Raw genomic sequence first — 17,951 nt, forward strand, 5'->3', positions numbered from 1 at the left:
GAGCGCAATTCGGCTTTCTTAGCCGTATCAGGGATCAGGTGGTTGTTTGCCCGAAGATCGTGCTTGCCTTGGCGCGTGACCTTGCGTAACTGCCCAACGCTGTATCGCAAAGAGGTTTTGCCCGGATCTGTGGGAGAGGGATTGTCGTTGGAGGGGCATGTGAGTGCGCAGGCAAGCGCCGACGAGCGCCAGTGCCTGGTCATCGGCGTCTGTACACGCGGGCGAAACGCGCTGCTGCGACGTCTGCTCGAGAGTTTGCTGCGCCAGGCCCAGCCGGTCGGCTACGATGTCAAAATCCTCATTATCGACAATAATGATGTACCCTGCGCGACCGAGGCGCTGCAGGGTCTTCCGCCTCACTTTCCCATTTCCGTTGTGCATGAGCCGAAGGTGGGGCTCGTCTTTGCCCGCAACCGCGCTCTGAACGAGGCGGTTTTACTTGATGCCGCGTGGTTCCTTGGTCTTGACGATGATGAGTGGGTCGAACCGGATTGGCTTGCGACAATGATCAGTGGGACCGAGACCATGGAGCGTGAAATCATCATGGGCTCGCAATATCTGGTTTATGACGAGACGCTCAGCCCTTATGTGCGCCCCAAACAGATGACGGTTCCGGCAAAAGGGCTGCGGCCACGTGTGATGTCGACGGCAAATTTTGGTCTGCACAAATGTGTCTTTGATCCGCGTTTTGGCCCCGGCTTGCGCTTTGATCCCTATTTCAACGAACGTGGCGGTGAGGATACCGCGTTTTTTGCATATGCGGCGCGGCGCCATGACTGGATTGCGGCGTCACTGCCAGCAGCCAAGGTCTACGAAGATTGCAAAGGTGAACGGGCGACGTTGCGCAATCGGCTCCATCGGTCAATGCGGTCTCAGCAGACATTATTGCAGGTCCGGCGTCGGCATCGCCAAATGAAACTCTTCGGCAGTTATAGCGGCAATGCGTTGCACATTCTTGGCCGCATCAACTTTCTCTTTTTCAACGGGCTGGTCGACCTTGTCGCAGGGTTGTGTCGGCACTCATTTGAACCAAAAAGGGCCAAGTTGCGGATTGGCCGCGGTCTTGATCGCGGCGCGCGCCTCTGCGGGATCCTGCTCTATCTTTGCGGTGTTTCACTGCGACCTTATCGCGTTCGGCCTCAGAATCCCGGAGAGTGAGGCGGACAAAGCGTCCGCCGAAGGTGCTCTAACAGTTCGACCAATCACCCACGTAGTAGCAGCCACCGCCATCCGCACCAAAGCTCACCCCGGTGTTTGAGTTGTAGTAGCTTGATGAGCCATCGGGATAGACCGAGCCCGAGCTGCCGATGAGAGAGCCAGACCCAAGCACGATCTGCTCGCCTTGCGATGTGGCGACGGGTTGTCCGCTCGCCAACGCCGCAACAGCCTCGGGGCTTTGTTTGTCGCCCAAGAACCCGCCAGCGACCAATGCCTGCGTTCCGGCGCTATCGGTCAGATCAACGTCAAAGCTGCCTGCGACCTGCTCCGCCTCATCGCCGAAAAACCCGGCCTGAAGGCCCGATGCAGTGACAGTCGCGTTCAGACCGTTCAGACGCAGATTATCTGCGGTGAAACCTTGTGCGCCGACAGTGGCGTCTTCGAAATCTAGCGTGAATGATGTGCCGGATGCGTCCTGAAGGGCGATAACGCCGTCGACCATGTTGGTGTCAAAATTGGCCTCAAACACGAATCCGCCACTGCCGGAAGTGACACCACCGCTCGAAAGCGTGGCCACATATGCGGAAGGACCGATGTAGTAAGCCGTGCCGGTAACGGGGACCGTCGAGGCTATCTGATCACCAAAAGCATGGAATGACCCGCCCTGCACGCCATTTTGGTCGGCGACAATCAGCATCAGACCGGCGTGATCTGACAATGCCGCCTCAGCTGCCAGCGCGACCGTACCGTTATCGAATAGATATGTCCCGGTATTTGGGTCCTGAGACAAGCGGAAATCGTTGCCGCCTTCCGTGATGATAATATCGCCGCTGCCATCATTTGCTGCCCGAATAGTCAGGTCGAGCGTCACTGTCGCCCCGTTCGTTCTGACCTCACGCGCGCTGGTTGTGAAGCTTTGCGCACCAGCAAACGCCTGAAAATCATTGGTAAATAACGGGATACTTGCCTGTGCGGCGGCGGGTGAGTCGTCGGATCCACCTCCGCCGCCCCCGCAGGCGGCGAGGCACGAAACGCCCAAAAGAGCCATGGTTTGCGGCGCATAGTTCTTCGAAAATGTCATCTGGAAATCCCCCTTGGTCAAAATATGCCAGGAGCATATCGCGGATTGGGGTTCCGACGATGGAAAAATGATTGATCGCCTCTAAGTGGCTATTGATTGCCCACTCTTACAGCGGCGCGATCAATGGCGGCAATGGTTTCATCAGGATGTGTATGATGCGGCATGTGACCGACGCCGCTTAGGACAGTCAGATTGGCATCAGGGACGATCTTGATGAATTCCTGAGGATGGACGTGCAAAGGCACTGTCGTGTCGAGATCACCATGCACGATCTCAATTGGAAGGGTCAGGTCAGGGTAGCGCTGCGCCATCTCGACCACATGAGGTCTAAGCGTGTTCACCTGTCTGATGTTAGCACGCATTGTGTCTGGTCGCAGCGCAAGCCGTGCGCCGACATAGGTGCTGTAACCATCGGGCACCGGCTGTGGAGCAAAAATGCCGGCGATCCCGTCTTCGACCCGGCTATCCGGGGCAAGCGCGGAAATCAGCGGGATGGTGATGGCCCCGCCAAAGGCGGACCCGTTCACGGTGTAATAAGACCCAAGATCACCGGGCCATGGCATCGTCACCCCGGCGAGAGACACCACGGCTGAAGCATTGGCGGAGCTTTCTTCATCCAGACCGGCCAGCGCCCACGCATAAGAGACGATGCCTCCGAAACTGTGGCCTGCGACGATTGGGTTTTCGATGCCCAGCGCCTCAGATGCCCGGCGCAGTACCACGGCTTGCGCTTGCGGGCTGGCACCTTCGGTCGCCGTGATACCGGCGGGCACGCCCGGCACACGATCCGTATAGCCCAGGCCGGGTCGATCAAATGCGGTTACGGTATAGCGGTCCGTGAGCCGCCCCATCAGGTCAAAGGTGAACTCGCGCAGGTTTCCACCTGCACCATGCAGCAAAACCAGATGCGGGCCGCTCCCTTCCTGGACGTAATGGACGCGGGTGCCGTCGATATCAACGAATTCGCCAATCGGCGCATGGGTGCGTTCGGCCTTCTTGGCCCGATATTCGCCACCGAAATAGGTTAGTGTCGCTGCGATCCCAAGGATGACGACGATACTTGTAAATCCGTTAAGTCCCAATTTTATCCAACTCGAAATGCGTGGTCTGATAGATCTCGTTCACCCAATTGCCATATAGAAGATGCGCGTGACTGCGCCATCTGTTTTGCGGCTCCCTCGCGGGATCGTCATCGGGGTAATAGTTCATCGGCACATTGATGGGCGTGTCATTGGCGATATCCCGATCGTATTCCTGTTTCAGCGTGCCACTGTCATATTCGAAATGATTGAAAATATAGAGCGCGCGATGCGCTGCATCCTCAACTAGGCAAGGACCCGCCTCATCGCTGGTGATCAGGGTCTTCAATCCGGGTGCGGCGCTGATTTCCTCTTGTCGCATTTCGGTCCAGCGGCTGACCGGGATCACGCAATCGTCTGAAAACCCGCGAAGATAGGGTGAGGCCGGAGCAGTGTTCCGATGCCGGAAGCAACCAAAAGCCTTGTGATCCAGCATATACTTTTTCACGCCATGGAAATAGTTGATCATCGCCATCCCTCCCCAGCAGACACCGAAGGTCGAATGCACATTGGTCTGGGTCCAATCAAACACCTCGGTCAGTTCGTCCCAGTAGGTGACGTCTTCGAAAGGCAGATGTTCAATCGGCGCACCGGTTATGATCAGCCCGTCGAACTTCTCGTCCTTCACAGCACTGAAAGGACGGTAGAATTCGGCCATATGCTCCGCCGCGGTGTTCTTCGTCCGATGCTCCGACATCCGGATCAGCGAGAACTCGATCTGCAATGGCGTGGCACCGATCAGCCGGGCAAACTGGTTCTCGGTCTGGATTTTCTTGGGCATCAGGTTCAGCAGAGCGATGCGTAGGGGGCGAATATCCTGACGTGCAGCGGTATCTTCATCGAGCACCATGACACCTTCCTTGGAAAGGACGTCATAGGCGGGCAGGGCGGATGGTAGTTTGATGGGCATGGGGCAAGTCCTGATCAGAGGGGAGAGATAGGCGGCTTACCCCCGCATCTCAAGGGCGTCAGCGATCATGCTGACAAAGCCCTCCGTATCCTTGACCTGTGCGACGGCCTGCTGCGGCACGGTGATCCCCCACGTGTCGGCCATGGCCTGATAGCGTGGCTGCCGATGCGCCAGCGCCTTGGCAAAGGCCCAGCGGATGAAATCGTCAGGATCGACCTTGTCGGGGGCGACGCCGAATTCCCGCAGATACGCCTCCCACGTTGCCAGTAGGAAAGCCGGGTCATACGACATCGGCTTGGGTTCCTTGTCGAAACGGCGGATTAGTTCTGCGGTGTGCTCTTCGCTGCCCTTGATCCAGACGATCAGCGTCTTTGAGGCCAGATCGGTCATGATCGGGTCATCGGGGTTGGTCACGTCCACCCATTCGCAGATAGAACCGCCGGTGTCGCAGACGAAATGCGGGTATTGGTACAGCGTCTGTGCACGGTTGATGAAGTAGTCCGTATCGTGCAGCGCGGCGACCTCGGCGGCCTGAAATTCATCCTGCCGCCGCGTGTATTCTGCCCAATCCAACCCGCCCTTGGCCGGGTCACCCGGTTTGCCCAGATAGAAGGACATCGGTTTGAGATCGTCGAACGAGATGTTCGACCCAATATAGATACTGTTGGACAGCAGAAGATCGCGCAAAAACGGCACCTTCATCGCCTCACGCTTGGCATTGTCGGCGATTTTCTCGCCCATATAGCGGGTGCCGATCCGGTAATCGATGGAGTAGTGAAACCAATCGCCCGTCTCCCGCAGCATTTTGGACAGATAGGTTTTGCCGAGCCCGGACATGGCAAACAGTAAGACACGTTTCTGCGGGGCGTTGCGCCATTCAGATGCGGTTTTGTAGATCATCTCGATTGGGTAGCGGCACAGCGCTGCGAGCACCAGCCCTATTTGCCCGGAAATGGTGTCAGACAAGTTGGCAAGGTTCTCTGACCCAATCAGGTCGGCTCAGATGACGGAATGCCGGACCGCTTACGCAGCCCGGCATTCTCACCGAATTGAGGGTGATCACGACACTTACTGGAACGCTGGGCCACCTGTTGTGATCACAATGTAACACATGCATGTACCTGAACCGGTTGAGAAACAGTCAGGATCGCCGCCGCATTCCGCTGAAGCAGATGTGCTGAGAAGCATCACCAGTGCAGACGCAAGAACTCCGAGTTTTTTCATAAAACGCACTTCCTTTCATTGATCGACATTGCTTTCAGAAACATGTGCGCCAAGCGCACGGGGTGAAGCGTAAATCTGTGATCAAAGCCCGCACAATGCGGCCCGGCTGCGTTTTTCGCCAATCTGTCGCAGAATTCGTGAATGTGTTTGGTGGATCACGGCAGACCAAGACCTTGAAATGCCGTGCCCAATTTGTGCCCTGTCGCTACACTTTGGATCAGGGTTCAGCAGCCACATTTTCAGAGTAAGCAGGCGGCAGACCGGCTTGCCCTGACATTTAACCGTTCAGCACACCTGGCCAATTCGCATCTGCGGCTGCGATGTGGCCGGGAATGTCACGCTCCCAACGCCGCTGCACCCGGCGCGAGAAATTCAGGTACAGCTTGTCATCCACAATGCTCCACGCCTCGGGTACGGTCGAGGCAGTGTAACCTTGACTGACCGCGAAGGCGCAGTATCCGCCATATTGCGGCGCGTACTTTTCGGGATTGGCGGCAAACAGATCGCGGTTCTCGACTGTGCTGAATTGCCATGTGGCACCCATATAGTCATGGGTGAACTCGGTATTGCCCGGTACGGGCTCGCCTTGTGTGAAATACCCCACAACATCGGTCCCATCAACGGCAATGCCGTTTTCGGCATAAATGGCGGGTGTCGCCGCAAAGGCGGCGCGGGTGGTGAAAGCAAGGGCAGGTGTTGCTGCGACAAGCGTCAGCAGGTGGCGGCGGGTCAGTGACATGGTTGCGGCTCCAATAGCGATTGCGTCATTGGCGCCTAATTGGGGGTAGAGCCCCTTTGAAAGCTACCCCTCACACAGACATGTGACACATGTTGCAACGGGCCTATCGGCCGCGCCAGATCCAGCCGCCACCGAGAATGCGGGTGCTATCGGTGTCGTAAAAGACACATGCCTGTCCGGGCGACACGCCTTGTTCTGCCACCAAAAGCTCCACCTCCGCCTCACTGTCGGAAAGCGGCCGCAAGATCGCGTCAGTCGGAGGCCGGGTGGAGCGGACGCGTACCGCAATCTCCCGTTCGGGCTGATCAGACAGCTTGCCGCCACCGATCCAGTTGATCTCCCGCACCGGGACACGCCGTGTGGCCAGCATGTCTTTCGGCCCGACAACAACCTGCTTGGAGTCAACATCCAGTTTGACCACGTACAGTGGATCGGCAAGGCCGCCGATGCCCAGCCCACGCCGTTGACCGATTGTATAGTGGATCACACCTTTATGCGTGCCCAAAACCCGGCCAGCAGTATCGACAATGTCACCAGGCTCTGCCGCTCCGGGCCGCAGCTTTTCGATCACCGCCGCATAGTCACCATTAGGGACAAAGCAGATGTCCTGGCTGTCGGGCTTGTCCGCTACACTCAGCCCGTATTTCGCCGCCAGAGCCCGGGTTTCGTCCTTGGACGCGTGATGGCCCAGGGGAAAGCGCAGGTAGTCGAGCTGCTCCTGCGTAGTTGAGAACAGGAAGTAGCTTTGATCCTTTGCCGGGTCCGCGGCGCAATGCAACTCCGCACCCTCGTCGCCCATCTTGCGCTGAATGTAATGCCCGGTCGCCATACAATCGGCATCAAGGTCTTTCGCCGTCTCCAGCAGGTCCTTGAATTTCACCCGTTCATTGCAACGAATACACGGCACCGGCGTGGCTCCGCCAAGATAACTATCGGCAAACTCGTCCATCACGGCTTCACGGAAGGTGTTTTCGTAGTCCAGCACGTAATGCGGGAAGCCCATTTCGTCTGCCACGCGGCGCGCATCGTGAATATCGCGGCCCGCGCAGCACGCGCCTTTCTTGGCGAGGGCCGCCCCGTGGTCATAAAGCTGCAGCGTGACACCCACCACATCATAGCCTTCTTCGGCCAGCATCGCAGCTACAACAGAACTATCAACGCCGCCCGACATGGCGACGACCACGCGCGTTTGCGCAGGCGGTTTGGCAAAGCCGAGAGAATTCAGCGGCGAATCAAGTGGCATGGGTTTTCCAGATGCATAAGGTTCGCGATAAAATATAGGAAAATGCAGCGTACTCTCAAGTGGGGTTTATACCACTCCTTAAGCCCTGAATCGCATTAATCGCCGCGGTGGAAATGCAAAGGGGTGCGAGATGTATCTACGTAAAGTTGAGGGGCCGCGGTCGGTCACGCTGCCGGATGGCAGCATCATGACCCGCGCAGATTTGCCCAGTGAGAAGACGCGCAGATGGGTCGCATCACGCAAGGCGGCAGTTGTCAAAGCGGTCGCTGCAGGCCTTATTCAACGCAAAGAGGCGCTTGAACGCTACAAGTTGTCGGATGAGGAATTCTCGGAATGGGAGACTGCAGTATCACAATTTGGCGAAGCTGCCCTTAAGGCAACTGCCCTACAAAGGTATCGACAACCATAGGTGGAAATGCAATCATCTTATGGGGCAGTAACCGCTAGTTAACCTTTTGACGTCTAGGTTAACGGTGTGAATGAGAGAGCGGAGACCTCGAATGCGTGTTTTGCTAGTCGAAGATGACCCTACTACGTCCAAAAGCATCGAATTGATGCTGACCCATGCCAACCTGAATGTTTATGCAACGGATCTTGGCGAGGAAGGGATCGATCTGGCGAAGCTGTATGACTACGACCTGATCCTGTTGGACCTGAATTTGCCCGACATGAATGGTCACGAGGTGCTACGCCAACTCCGTCTCAGCCGTATCGATACGCCTATATTGATCCTCTCAGGGGACGATGGGACAGAAAGTAAGCTAAAAGGCTTTGGTTTTGGTGCTGATGATTATCTCACCAAACCCTTCCACCGCGAAGAACTCGTGGCGCGTATTCATGCGATCATTCGCCGATCCAAGGGCCATGCCCAATCGATCATTAAGACGGGGCAGATTGCCGTTAATCTTGATGCCAAAACGGTTGAGGTTGATGGCAGCACCGTGCATCTGACCGGCAAGGAATACCAGATGCTGGAGCTGTTGAGCCTGCGCAAGGGCACAACGCTGACCAAAGAGATGTTTCTCAACCATCTTTATGGTGGCATGGACGAGCCTGAACTGAAGATCATCGATGTCTTCATCTGCAAACTGCGCAAAAAGCTGAGCGAGGCGACAACGGGCGAAAACTACATCGAAACGGTGTGGGGTCGCGGCTATGTCCTGCGTGATCCCGAGCCGGTGATGGCCGAGGAAAAGCTGGCCATTGGCGCTTGACCGCGCTGCGACATTCCCCACCACGTCGTTTTTGATGCCTCAGAAATCGCGCGCGCGCATACTGGACGATCCAATCCCGCCTGCATAAGAATTGGCTCACGCCCAATCGGGCCAATGCAGAACGAGATGCCGGGGGCCAGTGTGGGCGCGACTGACGAAATCATTCATCCGCAGACCGGTAAAACTGCACCACAAGACCTGTCAGAGGCGCAGGCTGCGGCAGAGTTGGCTTGGCTTTCCAGTAAGTTGCATGATGCAAATGCAGCCTACCATCAAGCCGATGCGCCGCAGATCAGTGATGCAACATATGATGCGCTCAAGCGCCGCAACAGCGCCATTGAGGCTCTTTTCCCGGCCCTCAAACGCGAAGATAGCCCGTCCGAGCAAGTGGGGGCGCCTGCCGCCGAAGGCTTTGCAAAGGTCTCGCATGCGGTGCGGATGCTGTCGCTCGGCAACGCTTTCGATGACGCGGACGTGCAGGCATTTGACACTAGCTTGCGCAAATATCTGGGGCTAAGCGCTGAGGCCCCGCTGACATATACCGCCGAGCCGAAGATCGACGGCCTATCCCTGTCCTTACGCTATGAAGGTGGCGTGCTCGTCCAGGCAGCGACCCGTGGGGATGGTGCCATCGGTGAAAACGTGACCGCCAATGCGCGGACGATTGGCGATATCCCGACACAAATCCAAGATGCGCCCGACGTGCTTGAGGTCCGAGGCGAGGTTTATATGAGCCACGCCGATTTCGCGGCACTTAACGAACGGCAAGCCGACGCGGGTGGCAAGACATTCGCAAATCCACGCAACGCGGCAGCCGGATCACTGCGCCAACTTGACGCCGAAATCACCAAGACCCGTCCTCTCCGCTTTTTCGCCTATGCTTGGGGCGCCCTGTCGGCACCACTGGCCGAGACCCAATCAGGCGCCATTGCAAGATTGGCAAAGCTTGGCTTTGTCACCAATAACCTGACAACGACCTGCGACGGCCCCGACGCGCTCATCACGCATTACCACAAGATTGAGGCGCAACGCGCCAATCTGGGCTATGACATCGACGGCGTTGTCTACAAAGTCGACAGCCTCAATCTGCAAGAACGATTGGGCTTTCGTTCGACCACACCTCGCTGGGCGATTGCGCATAAATTCCCCGCTGAACTGGCCTGGACGACGCTTGAAGCAATCGACATTCAGGTTGGGCGCACCGGCGCATTATCTCCTGTCGCGCGACTGAAACCTGTCACGGTCGGCGGCGTCGTCGTTTCCAATGCGACATTGCACAATGAGGATTACATCGCCGGTCTGGGTGGAGATGGAAACCCGATCCGCGACGGGCGCGACCTGCGCGTGGGCGATTGGGTGCAGGTTTACCGGGCGGGCGACGTTATCCCCAAGATCAAGGATGTAGACATCGCGCGCCGCCCCGAAGAAGCGATCCCATATGTCTTTCCTGACACCTGTCCCGAATGTGGTTCAGAGGCGATCCGGGAGGAGGGCGATGCGGTGCGCCGCTGTACCGGTGGTCTTATCTGCCCGGCGCAAGCGGTCGAGAAGCTCAAGCACTTCGTTTCGCGCGCGGCTTTTGACATCGAGGGGCTCGGCGCCAAGCAGGTAGAACAGTTCTATACTGATGGCTGGATCGCAACACCGGCAGACATCTTCACCATCCGCGACCGTTTTGGCGAGGGTCTCCAGCAGCTGAAAAACCGCGAGGGCTGGGGCGAGAAGAGTGCGAATAATCTCTTTGATGCCATTGACGAAAAACGCAAAATACCGCTTGCGCGCCTGATCTTCTCACTTGGTATTCGCCATGTTGGTGAAAGCGCGGCGGCTTTGCTTGCCAACCACTACACGTCATGGACGGCCTTTGCAGATGCGATGACCAAAGCGCAAATCGGTGCCGGACTCGAATGGGACGATTTGATCAGCATCGACGGTGTCGGCGCAGTCATGGCAACCTCGGTCGTGACGTCCATGCAGCAGGAGGCGGAACGCGCATCCATCGACACTTTGGTCAGCATGTTGGATGTAGAGGATGCGGCGGCCGTCGCAACCGACAGCCCCGTTGCTGGCAAGACAATCGTATTCACCGGCACGCTCGAACAGATGACCCGCGCAGAGGCCAAGGCGCGGGCCGAGGCGTTGGGTGCAAAAGTGTCCGGGTCTGTCAGCGCCAAGACGGACATTCTGGTTGCTGGGCCGGGTGCTGGGTCCAAGGCGAAAAAGGCTGCCGATCTCGGCGTCCAAACCATGGATGAGGAGGCCTGGCTTGCCCTGATCGGCGCGGTATGACGGGGCGACCCGAGGTTCTGTTCCCTCTCTTCGGCAGCTTGACCGCGCTTGACGGGGTGGGGCCAAAGACCGCGCAAACTCTTGGCAATATCGGCGTTGAAAAGCCACGCGATCTGCTGATGACCTTGCCGCAAAGCGGCGTGGACAGGGCGCGCCGGGCCAGTGTAAACGAAGTAGGCCCACCCGCGATTGTAACGGTTGTTGTGACCGTTGGCCCGCATTATCCGCCCAAGACACGCGGGCGGCCCTACCGCGTTCACGTGACTGACGCCGAAACGACGTTTCAATTGGTGTTCTTTCATGCGCGCGGCGATTACTTGCAGAAGCTGTTGCCAACCGGGCAGGACCGTCTGGTTTCCGGCAAAGTCGAGATCTTTGATGGCATCGCCCAGATTGTGCATCCCGACCATGTGGTGCCGCTTGATGCAAGTGAAGACATACCCCCTTTTGAACCGGTTTATCCGCTCACAGCAGGCGTGACGCAAAAGCTGATGTGGCGGGCGAGCCGGTCCGTGCTGGCCATGGCGCCAGAGCTTGCCGAGTGGATTGACGCGCCGCTGAAGGCGCGCGAAGGTTGGCCGGACTGGAACGACGCGCTTGAGCAGGCGCATAACCCGAAAAAGATGCAGGATTTATCCTCTGATCATCCGGCGCGTCGGCGTCTGGCCTATGATGAATTGTTGGCGCATCAAATCACGCTGGCGCTCGCCCGTGCTGCGTCACGGCGTGCGAAGGGGCGGGTTTCTGAGGCGACGGGGGTGTTGCAAGACAAGGTCCTGCAATCCTTGCCCTATCGCCCGACCGCCGCGCAGACGCGGGCAGTAGCCGAGATTGCGGCTGATCTGGCCGCACCGCACCGGATGAACCGGCTTTTGCAGGGGGATGTCGGCTCGGGAAAAACGCTCGTGGCCCTCATGGCGCTGCTTTGCGCGGTCGAGGCGGGCGGGCAGGGCGTGATGATGGCCCCGACCGAGATTTTGGCCCGCCAGCATCTGGAGGGCCTGCGTCCGCAAGCCGAGAGCGCCGGTGTGGTTCTGGAGTTTTTGACTGGGCGTGACAAGGGAAACGAGCGGGCAGCAAAACTGGCTGCATTGGCCGCGGGCGAAATCCAGATTCTCGTCGGTACACATGCGGTGTTCCAAAAGGATGTTGTCTTTCACGATTTGCGATTGGCGGTGATCGACGAACAGCATCGCTTTGGCGTCGCCCAGCGGATGGAACTGGGCGCCAAGGGCGCGGCGACCGATGTGCTTGTCATGACCGCAACACCGATCCCGCGGTCACTGGCACTGGCGCAATATGGCGATATGGATGTGTCGGTCCTAGACGAAAAACCGCCCGGGCGGACGCCAGTGCAAACGGCGCTGATCTCAACGGCACGCATGGACGATATTGTTGAACGTCTGCGCAAGGCTGTCGCTGAAGGCAGGCAGGCCTATTGGGTCTGTCCGCTGGTTGAAGAAAGCGAAGTGGTCGACATGACAGCGGCCGAAGAACGGTTCAAGCGCCTGCGCGCGGCTTTAGGCGAGGGCGTGGTCGGCTTGGTGCACGGCCAGATGCCCCCTGTCGAAAAAGACGCAGCCATGGCGCGTTTTGTGATGGGCGAAACCAAGGTACTTGTCGCCACAACCGTGATCGAGGTGGGGGTGAACGTGCCCAATGCCTCGATCATGATGATTGAGCGTGCCGAGAGCTTCGGACTGGCGCAGCTACACCAGTTGCGGGGGCGGGTAGGGCGTGGCGCTGCTGCCTCGACCTGTTTGTTGATCTATCAACCGCCGCTCAGTGAGAGCGGCAAGCGCCGCTTGGAGATCTTGCGTGAAACTGAAGACGGTTTTCGCATTTCGGAAGAAGACCTCGCGATGCGCGGCGCGGGCGATGTAATCGGAACAGCCCAATCCGGGATCCCGCGTTTTCGCATCGCCGATCTTGAGCGGCAGGCGGGTCTGATGGCCGTTGCCCAAACAGATGCGCGCAAATTGCTGCAAGATGATCCGAAGCTCGACAGCCCACGCGGGCAGGCGGCACGGACGTTGCTTTGGCTGATGGAGCAGGACAAAGCCATCCGTTTGATATCAGTGGGTTAGCACGAAGTGGAACATATGTTCACAAATGTTCTCAAAAAGTTCTTTACAACTCATTAACCTTGTGAGATCACAGGGCCATCGGAACATTAAAGGAACATCCCATGGCTGAAGAGATCAAATCGGTGATCCAGCGTTCGCGCCACACATTGCTGGCCGATACATTGGGTGTTCTTGCTTTGATGACGATGCTTGTTGTCGGACTTGCCTTGCCTGGGCTCATCTGATTTGCCCGACGATCGCGGTGCGGTCCTTCACATTGCCCTGTCCCAAGAACGCAATGCGAGATGACCTGCCTGTCCGTATCACATAGGGATTTTGCCTCTTCCCTTGATACATCCGCGCCCTGATCGTTTCCCTGCCGCCGCCACTCTGTCCCGGGTGAGCGGCGGTTTTTTTGCTTAGCCCGCAGCCTTATGGGCCTGCAACGCGTCAAGCGTCGCATCAAAGGCGAGCATGATCGAGGCGTGGCGGTTTTTGTAGTCTTTTGCCGGAGCAAGAACCTTGAGGCCCTCGAATGGCACTGACGGTGCTGGCCCGTCATGCTTGAGCATGTTGAAGAGCTCATCACGCCCCTTTTCGATTGTGCTGATCGATTGACCAACGATGGCCGCTCCAACAACAGAAGCTGCTGCCTGCCCAAGTGCGCATGCTTTCACGTCCTGACCATAATCGGTGACAATCCCGTCCTCAACTTTCAGGTCAACCGTCACGGTCGATCCGCAAAGCGGTGCGCGCTTCTTTGCGGTGGCTGTCGGGTTTTCAAGACGGGTGGTGCGTGGCATATCCACCGCCAAGGCGCGGATCTGCGTTGAGTAAAGCTTGATCAGGTCGGTTTCTGCTGACATCGTGTTTGCCCTTTTTCGCACCTTTCCCTAGATAAACCCGAACACGCACAAAGCAAAGGTTTTCCACATGCCCTTCGATCCGGCCAGCCTGACCTATAATGACGCAGGTCTGATCCCCGCAATTGCACAGGATGCCGAAACCGGCGAGGTGCTGATGATGGCCTGGATGAATGCCGCTGCCGTTGCGCAAACGTTGGAGACGCGCCGGGTCACCTATTGGTCGCGGTCGCGTCAGGAATTCTGGATCAAGGGTGCCACGAGCGGTCACACGCAGGAACTTGTTCGGTTCAAGGTGGATTGTGATCGCGATTGCCTGCTGGTCGAAGTGAACCAGACAGGGCCTGCCTGCCATACGGGCCGCCGCACCTGCTTTTATACCGAGGTGCAGGATGGCCAGGAGGTTGAGGTGGTCAAACTGCCGGAAGACCCACCATCTGTCTGATATCGGCGGGCGTCGCACCTTCCTTGCGGTACTTGTGGATGGCGCGGGCGTCGTCGCGCTTGGCAAGGCGCCGACCGGCATCGTCGCGTATCAGTCGGTGATGATGGTATCGCGGTGTGGGCAAATCCAGCAGTTGTTGAAGAAGCACATGGATGGGCGTCGCCTCGGCCAGGTCGGCCCCACGAACGACATCCGTGATGCCCTGTGCTGCGTCGTCCAACACCACTGACAGGTGATATGACGTTCCCATATCACGCCGTGCCAGAACAACGTCACCGATGGAACTGACTAATGTCTCGGACGACGTTTTGTGTATCTCTGGCGTAGCGCCGCCTTCAACATATGAAATATCACGAGCGGCGTTGTGCATATCAAGCCGCAGTGTCACGTCGGGCATGACCTCTGGGCGCGGTTTCGACCTGCATGTGCCGGGATAGATGAGACCATCCGGGCCGTAGGCTGGTGCGCCTTCCTGCGGTGCCGACGCCGCCTCTTGAACATCGCGCCTGCTGCAGTCGCAGGGGAATAGAAGCCCCTGATCCCAAAGCTTTTGTAACGCCTCACGATAAACCGGCAGGCGTTCGGATTGTCGCATGACTGGCTCTGGCCAGGATAACCCAAGCCAGCGCAGATCATTGTAGATTTGTTCTTCCCAAGCGGGGCGGGCGCGGGACCCGTCGATATCCTCAATGCGCAGAAGAAACGTGCCACCCGCCGCCTTGGCCATGTCATGGGCGAGCATGGCGGAATAGGCGTGCCCAAGATGTAATGGACCCGTAGGCGATGGCGCGAAGCGGGTAATCACCGACGGCGCAGGACTATCACGTCGGCGCCCATGTCGACATCATCAAGATGTGGCCCGTGTTCGCGGAAAATGACCTCCGCACGGGCCTCGCCGATCTCGGTGGCGAGGGCGTCGGTGTAGCTGTCATCCTTCAAGGTCGGGTCGTTGAACGACAAGGCAAGCAGGCCACCACTGTTCAGCTTGGCGACCAGAAGGCCAAGCGTTTCCGGCGGTGCAGCCCCCAGGCTGACCACACCAGCGGCAACGATGACTTGATAGGCTCCACGTCCAAAGCTCAACTCACCCGGTTGCGACAGCCATGTTTTATCATAAATCCCAAGCGCTTGCGCGCGCTCCAGCATTTCTGCGGTGATATCAGTGCCGTCGAGATGCTGAAATCCCGCCTGCCGCAGCGCCATACCGCCCAGACCGGTCCCGCAGCCGAAATCGAGGATCGGATCGCTTGGGTCGGCAATGTCTCGTAACGCAGCAGCGATGCGGCCGGGCGTGTGATAGCCCCGTTTGATGACATCCGCGTCATAGGTTTCAGCCCAATCGGCATAGATGGCGATCGTCTCTTCCACCGGGCGCGGGGTCCAGAGGCCAGGGCGCATGACGTCTTTCTTTTCGGTCATGACAGGACTTTAGGCCCGCCGCTCAGGCCGCGTCCAGCGCCTTTTGGCCCAGCCATGCGGTCCAATCCGCCTTGGCCCGATCCGTGTAGGCCTTGTAGCGGTCCTTGCGATTGCGTCGCCCGCCCTTGATGCCGTCCACGGGTGGGAACAGGCCAAAGTTGACGTTCATCGGCTGAAATGTCTTCGCCTCGGCCCCGCCGGTGATGTGGGTCACAAGCGCGCCCATCGCCGTCGTTGGCGGGACGGGAGCCAGGGCTTGCCCCGTCAATTCGGCCACGGCGAGGCGTCCGGCCAGCAGGCCCATCGCGGCACTTTCCACATAGCCCTCAACACCGGTGATCTGTCCGGCAAAGCGGATATGCGGTTTTGAGCGCAGCCGCATCTGATCATCCAGCAGCGTGGGCGCGTTGACGAACGTGTTCCGGTGAATGCCACCAAGACGGGCGAACTCCGCATTCTCAAGCCCGGGAATCATTTTGAAAACAGCCTTCTGCGCGCCGTATTTCATCTTGGTCTGAAAGCCCACGATATTAAACAGCGTGCCCAAGGCGTTGTCGCGGCGTAGCTGTACCACCGCATAAGGTTTGGTCGCCGGATCATGGGCATTGGTCAGCCCCACGGGCTTCATCGGGCCAAAGCGCAGCGTCTCGCGTCCGCGTTCGGCCATGACCTCAATCGGCAGGCAGCCGTCGAAATAGCCTGCGGTCTCGCCTTCCTTGAACGCGGTTTTCTCCGCCGCCAGCAAAGCGTCGATGAACGCCTCATATTGGTCGCGGGTCATCGGGCAGTTCAGGTAGGCGGTTCGTTCTTCCTCGGTCTCGCCCTTGTCGTAGCGCGACTGCATCCAGGCCACATCCATATCAACCGTCTCGGCATAGACGATGGGGGCGATGGCATCGAAGAAGGCGAGCGCCTCGGCGCCGGTTTCTTTCTGAATAGCCTCAGCCAATGCGCCAGAGGTCAGCGGACCTGTGGCGATGATCCAATGACCGTCTTCTGGCAGCGATGTGATTTCATCGTATGAAATCTGGATGTTCGGATGCGCTTTTAACGCTTGCGTCACGCTTTCCGCGAAAGGATCCCGGTCAACCGCCAATGCGCCACCAGCAGGCAGCCGATGCTCGTAGGCCGTGCGCATAATCAGACCGTTGGCTTGCATCATCTCCCAATGCAAAAGGCCCACAGCGTTTTGCTCGTGATCGTCTGACCGGAACGAATTGGAGCACACCATCTCACCCAAATGACCGGTGCGATGTGCAAATGTCCCGACTTTCGGGCGCATTTCATGCAACCTGACCTGGATACCGGCATTCGCAGCCTGCCAAGCCGCCTCGGACCCGGCCATGCCGCCGCCGATGATGTTGAGTATCTTTGTCATGCAGGTGATTTAGATGGTGCTGGCGGGTTTGCAAACCCCGCCACGCACCTGGTTGCTGAAAGGTCGCTCAGAAAATCACCGGCACATCCTTTAGAATGCTGCGCGGCCCGAAGGTCAGCCCACCATTCCGGCCAAAGCCAACTTCAGCGCCAATCATGAAATAACTGTCATCATCATCGGCGCCACCATCGATATCTCTGCTTAGATTGCCGAGCCTACCGAAAATGATCACCTCCGGGGCGACACGGTAAGATCCGCCAATTTCGAGCGTCCGGATTGTGCCGTCGCCATCGCTAGACGAAAGATTGTAGCTCTCAAAACCAGCACCAACGCCAAATCCGTTGCCAAGCTCATAATCGAGATCGACGCCGATAAAACCGATATCGGTGTTTGTATCGTCCAACTCGCCCCCGCACCGATGTAACTGTCTACGCGTCCCCGTCCAAAGGCAAAGGCTGCCTCGGCACCAAAGAGGTTCGCATCATCGTCATCCACGCTATCGATGCTGTAAAACAGTCCCAAGCTGCTGCCGGACGGCCCGCCATTGTAGATGCCATGCAAAGTCAGGCTTGTGACATTGTCGCTGTTTTCCGAATTGGTCGTGAAACTGGCATCCGCCCCAAATCCGATAATGGGTGAGATCGCGACCTCGACACCACCATAATAGGAGGTGTTGGTTTCAGAGATATCGCTAAACCGCTGAAGTTCCAGACCAATCTCAGCACCATCAAGTTGCTGGGCCAGGGCCAGGGTCGAAGTTGAACCAATCAGAATACCTGCGTAAAGAACTGCTCTTATCATCGGGTTTTTCCCTTTTCGCTGTTATTTTTGACTGCCTTACCT

General features: G+C 57.9%; 19 protein-coding genes. 7 read left to right on the forward strand and 12 right to left on the reverse strand.

What is annotated here, in order from left to right; all coding sequences use genetic code 11:
* Positions 1-75: 75 nt before the first annotated feature.
* Positions 76-1,158, forward strand: a complete 1,083-nt coding sequence (locus SLH47_RS14605) for a glycosyltransferase (protein WP_320240283.1) — start codon at positions 76-78, stop codon at positions 1,156-1,158.
* Positions 1,159-1,186: 28 nt separating this feature from the next.
* On the opposite strand, the gene SLH47_RS14610 is transcribed toward SLH47_RS14605, so the two are convergent.
* From SLH47_RS14610 to mnmA, 6 genes are all read right to left on the reverse strand, one after another.
* The gene (locus tag SLH47_RS14610) at positions 1,187-2,239 is read right to left on the reverse strand and encodes a transferrin-binding protein-like solute binding protein (protein ID WP_320240284.1); all 1,053 of its coding nucleotides are present in this window, start codon (positions 2,237-2,239) and stop codon (positions 1,187-1,189) included.
* A gap of 89 nt (positions 2,240-2,328) precedes the next feature.
* On the reverse strand, positions 2,329-3,321 hold the full coding sequence (locus tag SLH47_RS14615) for an alpha/beta hydrolase (RefSeq protein WP_320240285.1): 993 nt from the start codon (positions 3,319-3,321) through the stop codon (positions 2,329-2,331).
* Entirely contained in the window at positions 3,311-4,228 is a 918-nt protein-coding gene (metA, locus tag SLH47_RS14620; protein ID WP_320240286.1) for a homoserine O-acetyltransferase MetA, read from the reverse strand. Before metA ends, SLH47_RS14615 begins: the two co-directional genes overlap by 11 nt.
* Before the next feature lie 36 nt (positions 4,229-4,264).
* Positions 4,265-5,128 carry an ATPase gene (locus tag SLH47_RS14625; RefSeq protein WP_320240380.1) on the reverse strand — a complete coding sequence of 288 codons (864 nt, stop codon included), beginning with the start codon at positions 5,126-5,128 and terminating at the stop codon, positions 4,265-4,267.
* 601 nt (positions 5,129-5,729) lie between these two features.
* Positions 5,730-6,191, reverse strand: a complete 462-nt coding sequence (locus SLH47_RS14630; protein ID WP_320240287.1) for a YHS domain-containing (seleno)protein — start codon at positions 6,189-6,191, stop codon at positions 5,730-5,732.
* A 103-nt stretch (positions 6,192-6,294) separates the two neighbouring features.
* Entirely contained in the window at positions 6,295-7,434 is a 1,140-nt protein-coding gene (gene mnmA, locus SLH47_RS14635) for a tRNA 2-thiouridine(34) synthase MnmA (protein WP_320240288.1), read from the reverse strand.
* Positions 7,435-7,564: 130 nt separating this feature from the next.
* Here mnmA and SLH47_RS14640 point away from each other — a divergent pair, with 130 nt between their 5' ends.
* The 5 genes from SLH47_RS14640 (at position 7,565) to SLH47_RS14660 (ending at position 13,248) form a co-directional block, all read left to right on the forward strand.
* On the forward strand, positions 7,565-7,843 hold the full coding sequence (locus SLH47_RS14640; RefSeq protein ID WP_320240289.1) for a DUF1153 domain-containing protein: 279 nt from the start codon (positions 7,565-7,567) through the stop codon (positions 7,841-7,843).
* A 91-nt stretch (positions 7,844-7,934) separates the two neighbouring features.
* Positions 7,935-8,648, forward strand: a complete 714-nt coding sequence (gene ctrA / locus SLH47_RS14645) for a response regulator transcription factor CtrA (protein WP_320240290.1) — start codon at positions 7,935-7,937, stop codon at positions 8,646-8,648.
* A 126-nt stretch (positions 8,649-8,774) separates the two neighbouring features.
* Entirely contained in the window at positions 8,775-10,937 is a 2,163-nt protein-coding gene (ligA, locus tag SLH47_RS14650) for an NAD-dependent DNA ligase LigA (RefSeq protein ID WP_413785649.1), read from the forward strand.
* Positions 10,934-13,024 carry an ATP-dependent DNA helicase RecG gene (recG, locus tag SLH47_RS14655; protein ID WP_320240292.1) on the forward strand — a complete coding sequence of 697 codons (2,091 nt, stop codon included), beginning with the start codon at positions 10,934-10,936 and terminating at the stop codon, positions 13,022-13,024. The genes ligA and recG overlap by 4 nt, the downstream gene beginning before the upstream one ends.
* Before the next feature lie 101 nt (positions 13,025-13,125).
* On the forward strand, positions 13,126-13,248 hold the full coding sequence (locus tag SLH47_RS14660; RefSeq protein WP_320240293.1) for a hypothetical protein: 123 nt from the start codon (positions 13,126-13,128) through the stop codon (positions 13,246-13,248).
* Positions 13,249-13,422: 174 nt separating this feature from the next.
* Here the strand turns inward: SLH47_RS14660 and SLH47_RS14665 are convergent, their stop codons facing one another.
* Positions 13,423-13,869, reverse strand: coding sequence for an iron-sulfur cluster assembly scaffold protein (locus SLH47_RS14665; RefSeq protein WP_320240294.1), 447 nt, complete (start codon positions 13,867-13,869; stop codon positions 13,423-13,425).
* Positions 13,870-13,936: 67 nt separating this feature from the next.
* Between SLH47_RS14665 and hisI the strand changes: the two genes are divergently transcribed.
* Positions 13,937-14,311: a phosphoribosyl-AMP cyclohydrolase gene (hisI, locus tag SLH47_RS14670; RefSeq protein ID WP_320240295.1), complete on the forward strand. Its 375-nt coding sequence runs from the start codon at positions 13,937-13,939 to the stop codon at positions 14,309-14,311.
* Here hisI and gluQRS read toward each other — a convergent pair.
* The 5 genes from gluQRS to SLH47_RS14695 form a co-directional block, all read right to left on the reverse strand.
* A complete protein-coding gene (gene gluQRS, locus SLH47_RS14675; protein WP_320240296.1) occupies positions 14,280-15,116 on the reverse strand; it encodes a tRNA glutamyl-Q(34) synthetase GluQRS in 837 nt (278 codons plus the stop codon). The two genes, hisI and gluQRS, sit on opposite strands and share 32 nt — an antisense overlap.
* A complete protein-coding gene (locus SLH47_RS14680) occupies positions 15,113-15,730 on the reverse strand; it encodes a class I SAM-dependent DNA methyltransferase (protein ID WP_320240297.1) in 618 nt (205 codons plus the stop codon). The genes gluQRS and SLH47_RS14680 overlap by 4 nt, the downstream gene beginning before the upstream one ends.
* 22 nt (positions 15,731-15,752) lie before the next feature.
* On the reverse strand, positions 15,753-17,108 hold the full coding sequence (gene trmFO / locus SLH47_RS14685; protein WP_320240298.1) for a methylenetetrahydrofolate--tRNA-(uracil(54)-C(5))-methyltransferase (FADH(2)-oxidizing) TrmFO: 1,356 nt from the start codon (positions 17,106-17,108) through the stop codon (positions 15,753-15,755).
* Positions 17,109-17,175: 67 nt separating this feature from the next.
* Entirely contained in the window at positions 17,176-17,340 is a 165-nt protein-coding gene (locus SLH47_RS14690) for a hypothetical protein (RefSeq protein WP_320240299.1), read from the reverse strand.
* Complete coding sequence (locus tag SLH47_RS14695; RefSeq protein WP_320240300.1) at positions 17,337-17,909, reverse strand: hypothetical protein; 573 nt, start codon at positions 17,907-17,909, stop codon at positions 17,337-17,339. Before SLH47_RS14695 ends, SLH47_RS14690 begins: the two co-directional genes overlap by 4 nt.
* Positions 17,910-17,951: the final 42 nt, after the last annotated feature.

The organism is Cognatiyoonia sp. IB215182 (assembly GCF_033963905.1).
GTDB lineage: Bacteria > Pseudomonadota > Alphaproteobacteria > Rhodobacterales > Rhodobacteraceae > Yoonia.

What these genes read in the sequence shown, in the direction of transcription:
- SLH47_RS14625 (WP_320240380.1), bottom strand. Translation starts at nt 5,128, where the DNA reads ATGATCTACAAAACCGCATCTGAATGGCGCAACGCCCCGCAGAAACGT.
- ctrA (WP_320240290.1), top strand. Translation starts at nt 7,935, where the DNA reads ATGCGTGTTTTGCTAGTCGAAGATGACCCTACTACGTCCAAAAGCATC.
- SLH47_RS14665 (WP_320240294.1), bottom strand. Translation starts at nt 13,869, where the DNA reads ATGTCAGCAGAAACCGACCTGATCAAGCTTTACTCAACGCAGATCCGC.
- SLH47_RS14695 (WP_320240300.1), bottom strand. Translation starts at nt 17,909, where the DNA reads ATGATAAGAGCAGTTCTTTACGCAGGTATTCTGATTGGTTCAACTTCG.
- metA (WP_320240286.1), bottom strand. Translation starts at nt 4,228, where the DNA reads ATGCCCATCAAACTACCATCCGCCCTGCCCGCCTATGACGTCCTTTCC.
- ligA (WP_413785649.1), top strand. Translation starts at nt 8,775, where the DNA reads ATGCCGGGGGCCAGTGTGGGCGCGACTGACGAAATCATTCATCCGCAG.
- mnmA (WP_320240288.1), bottom strand. Translation starts at nt 7,434, where the DNA reads ATGCCACTTGATTCGCCGCTGAATTCTCTCGGCTTTGCCAAACCGCCT.
- SLH47_RS14630 (WP_320240287.1), bottom strand. Translation starts at nt 6,191, where the DNA reads ATGTCACTGACCCGCCGCCACCTGCTGACGCTTGTCGCAGCAACACCT.
- SLH47_RS14640 (WP_320240289.1), top strand. Translation starts at nt 7,565, where the DNA reads ATGTATCTACGTAAAGTTGAGGGGCCGCGGTCGGTCACGCTGCCGGAT.
- SLH47_RS14660 (WP_320240293.1), top strand. Translation starts at nt 13,126, where the DNA reads ATGGCTGAAGAGATCAAATCGGTGATCCAGCGTTCGCGCCACACATTG.
- recG (WP_320240292.1), top strand. Translation starts at nt 10,934, where the DNA reads ATGACGGGGCGACCCGAGGTTCTGTTCCCTCTCTTCGGCAGCTTGACC.
- SLH47_RS14680 (WP_320240297.1), bottom strand. Translation starts at nt 15,730, where the DNA reads ATGACCGAAAAGAAAGACGTCATGCGCCCTGGCCTCTGGACCCCGCGC.
- hisI (WP_320240295.1), top strand. Translation starts at nt 13,937, where the DNA reads ATGCCCTTCGATCCGGCCAGCCTGACCTATAATGACGCAGGTCTGATC.
- SLH47_RS14610 (WP_320240284.1), bottom strand. Translation starts at nt 2,239, where the DNA reads ATGACATTTTCGAAGAACTATGCGCCGCAAACCATGGCTCTTTTGGGC.
- trmFO (WP_320240298.1), bottom strand. Translation starts at nt 17,108, where the DNA reads ATGACAAAGATACTCAACATCATCGGCGGCGGCATGGCCGGGTCCGAG.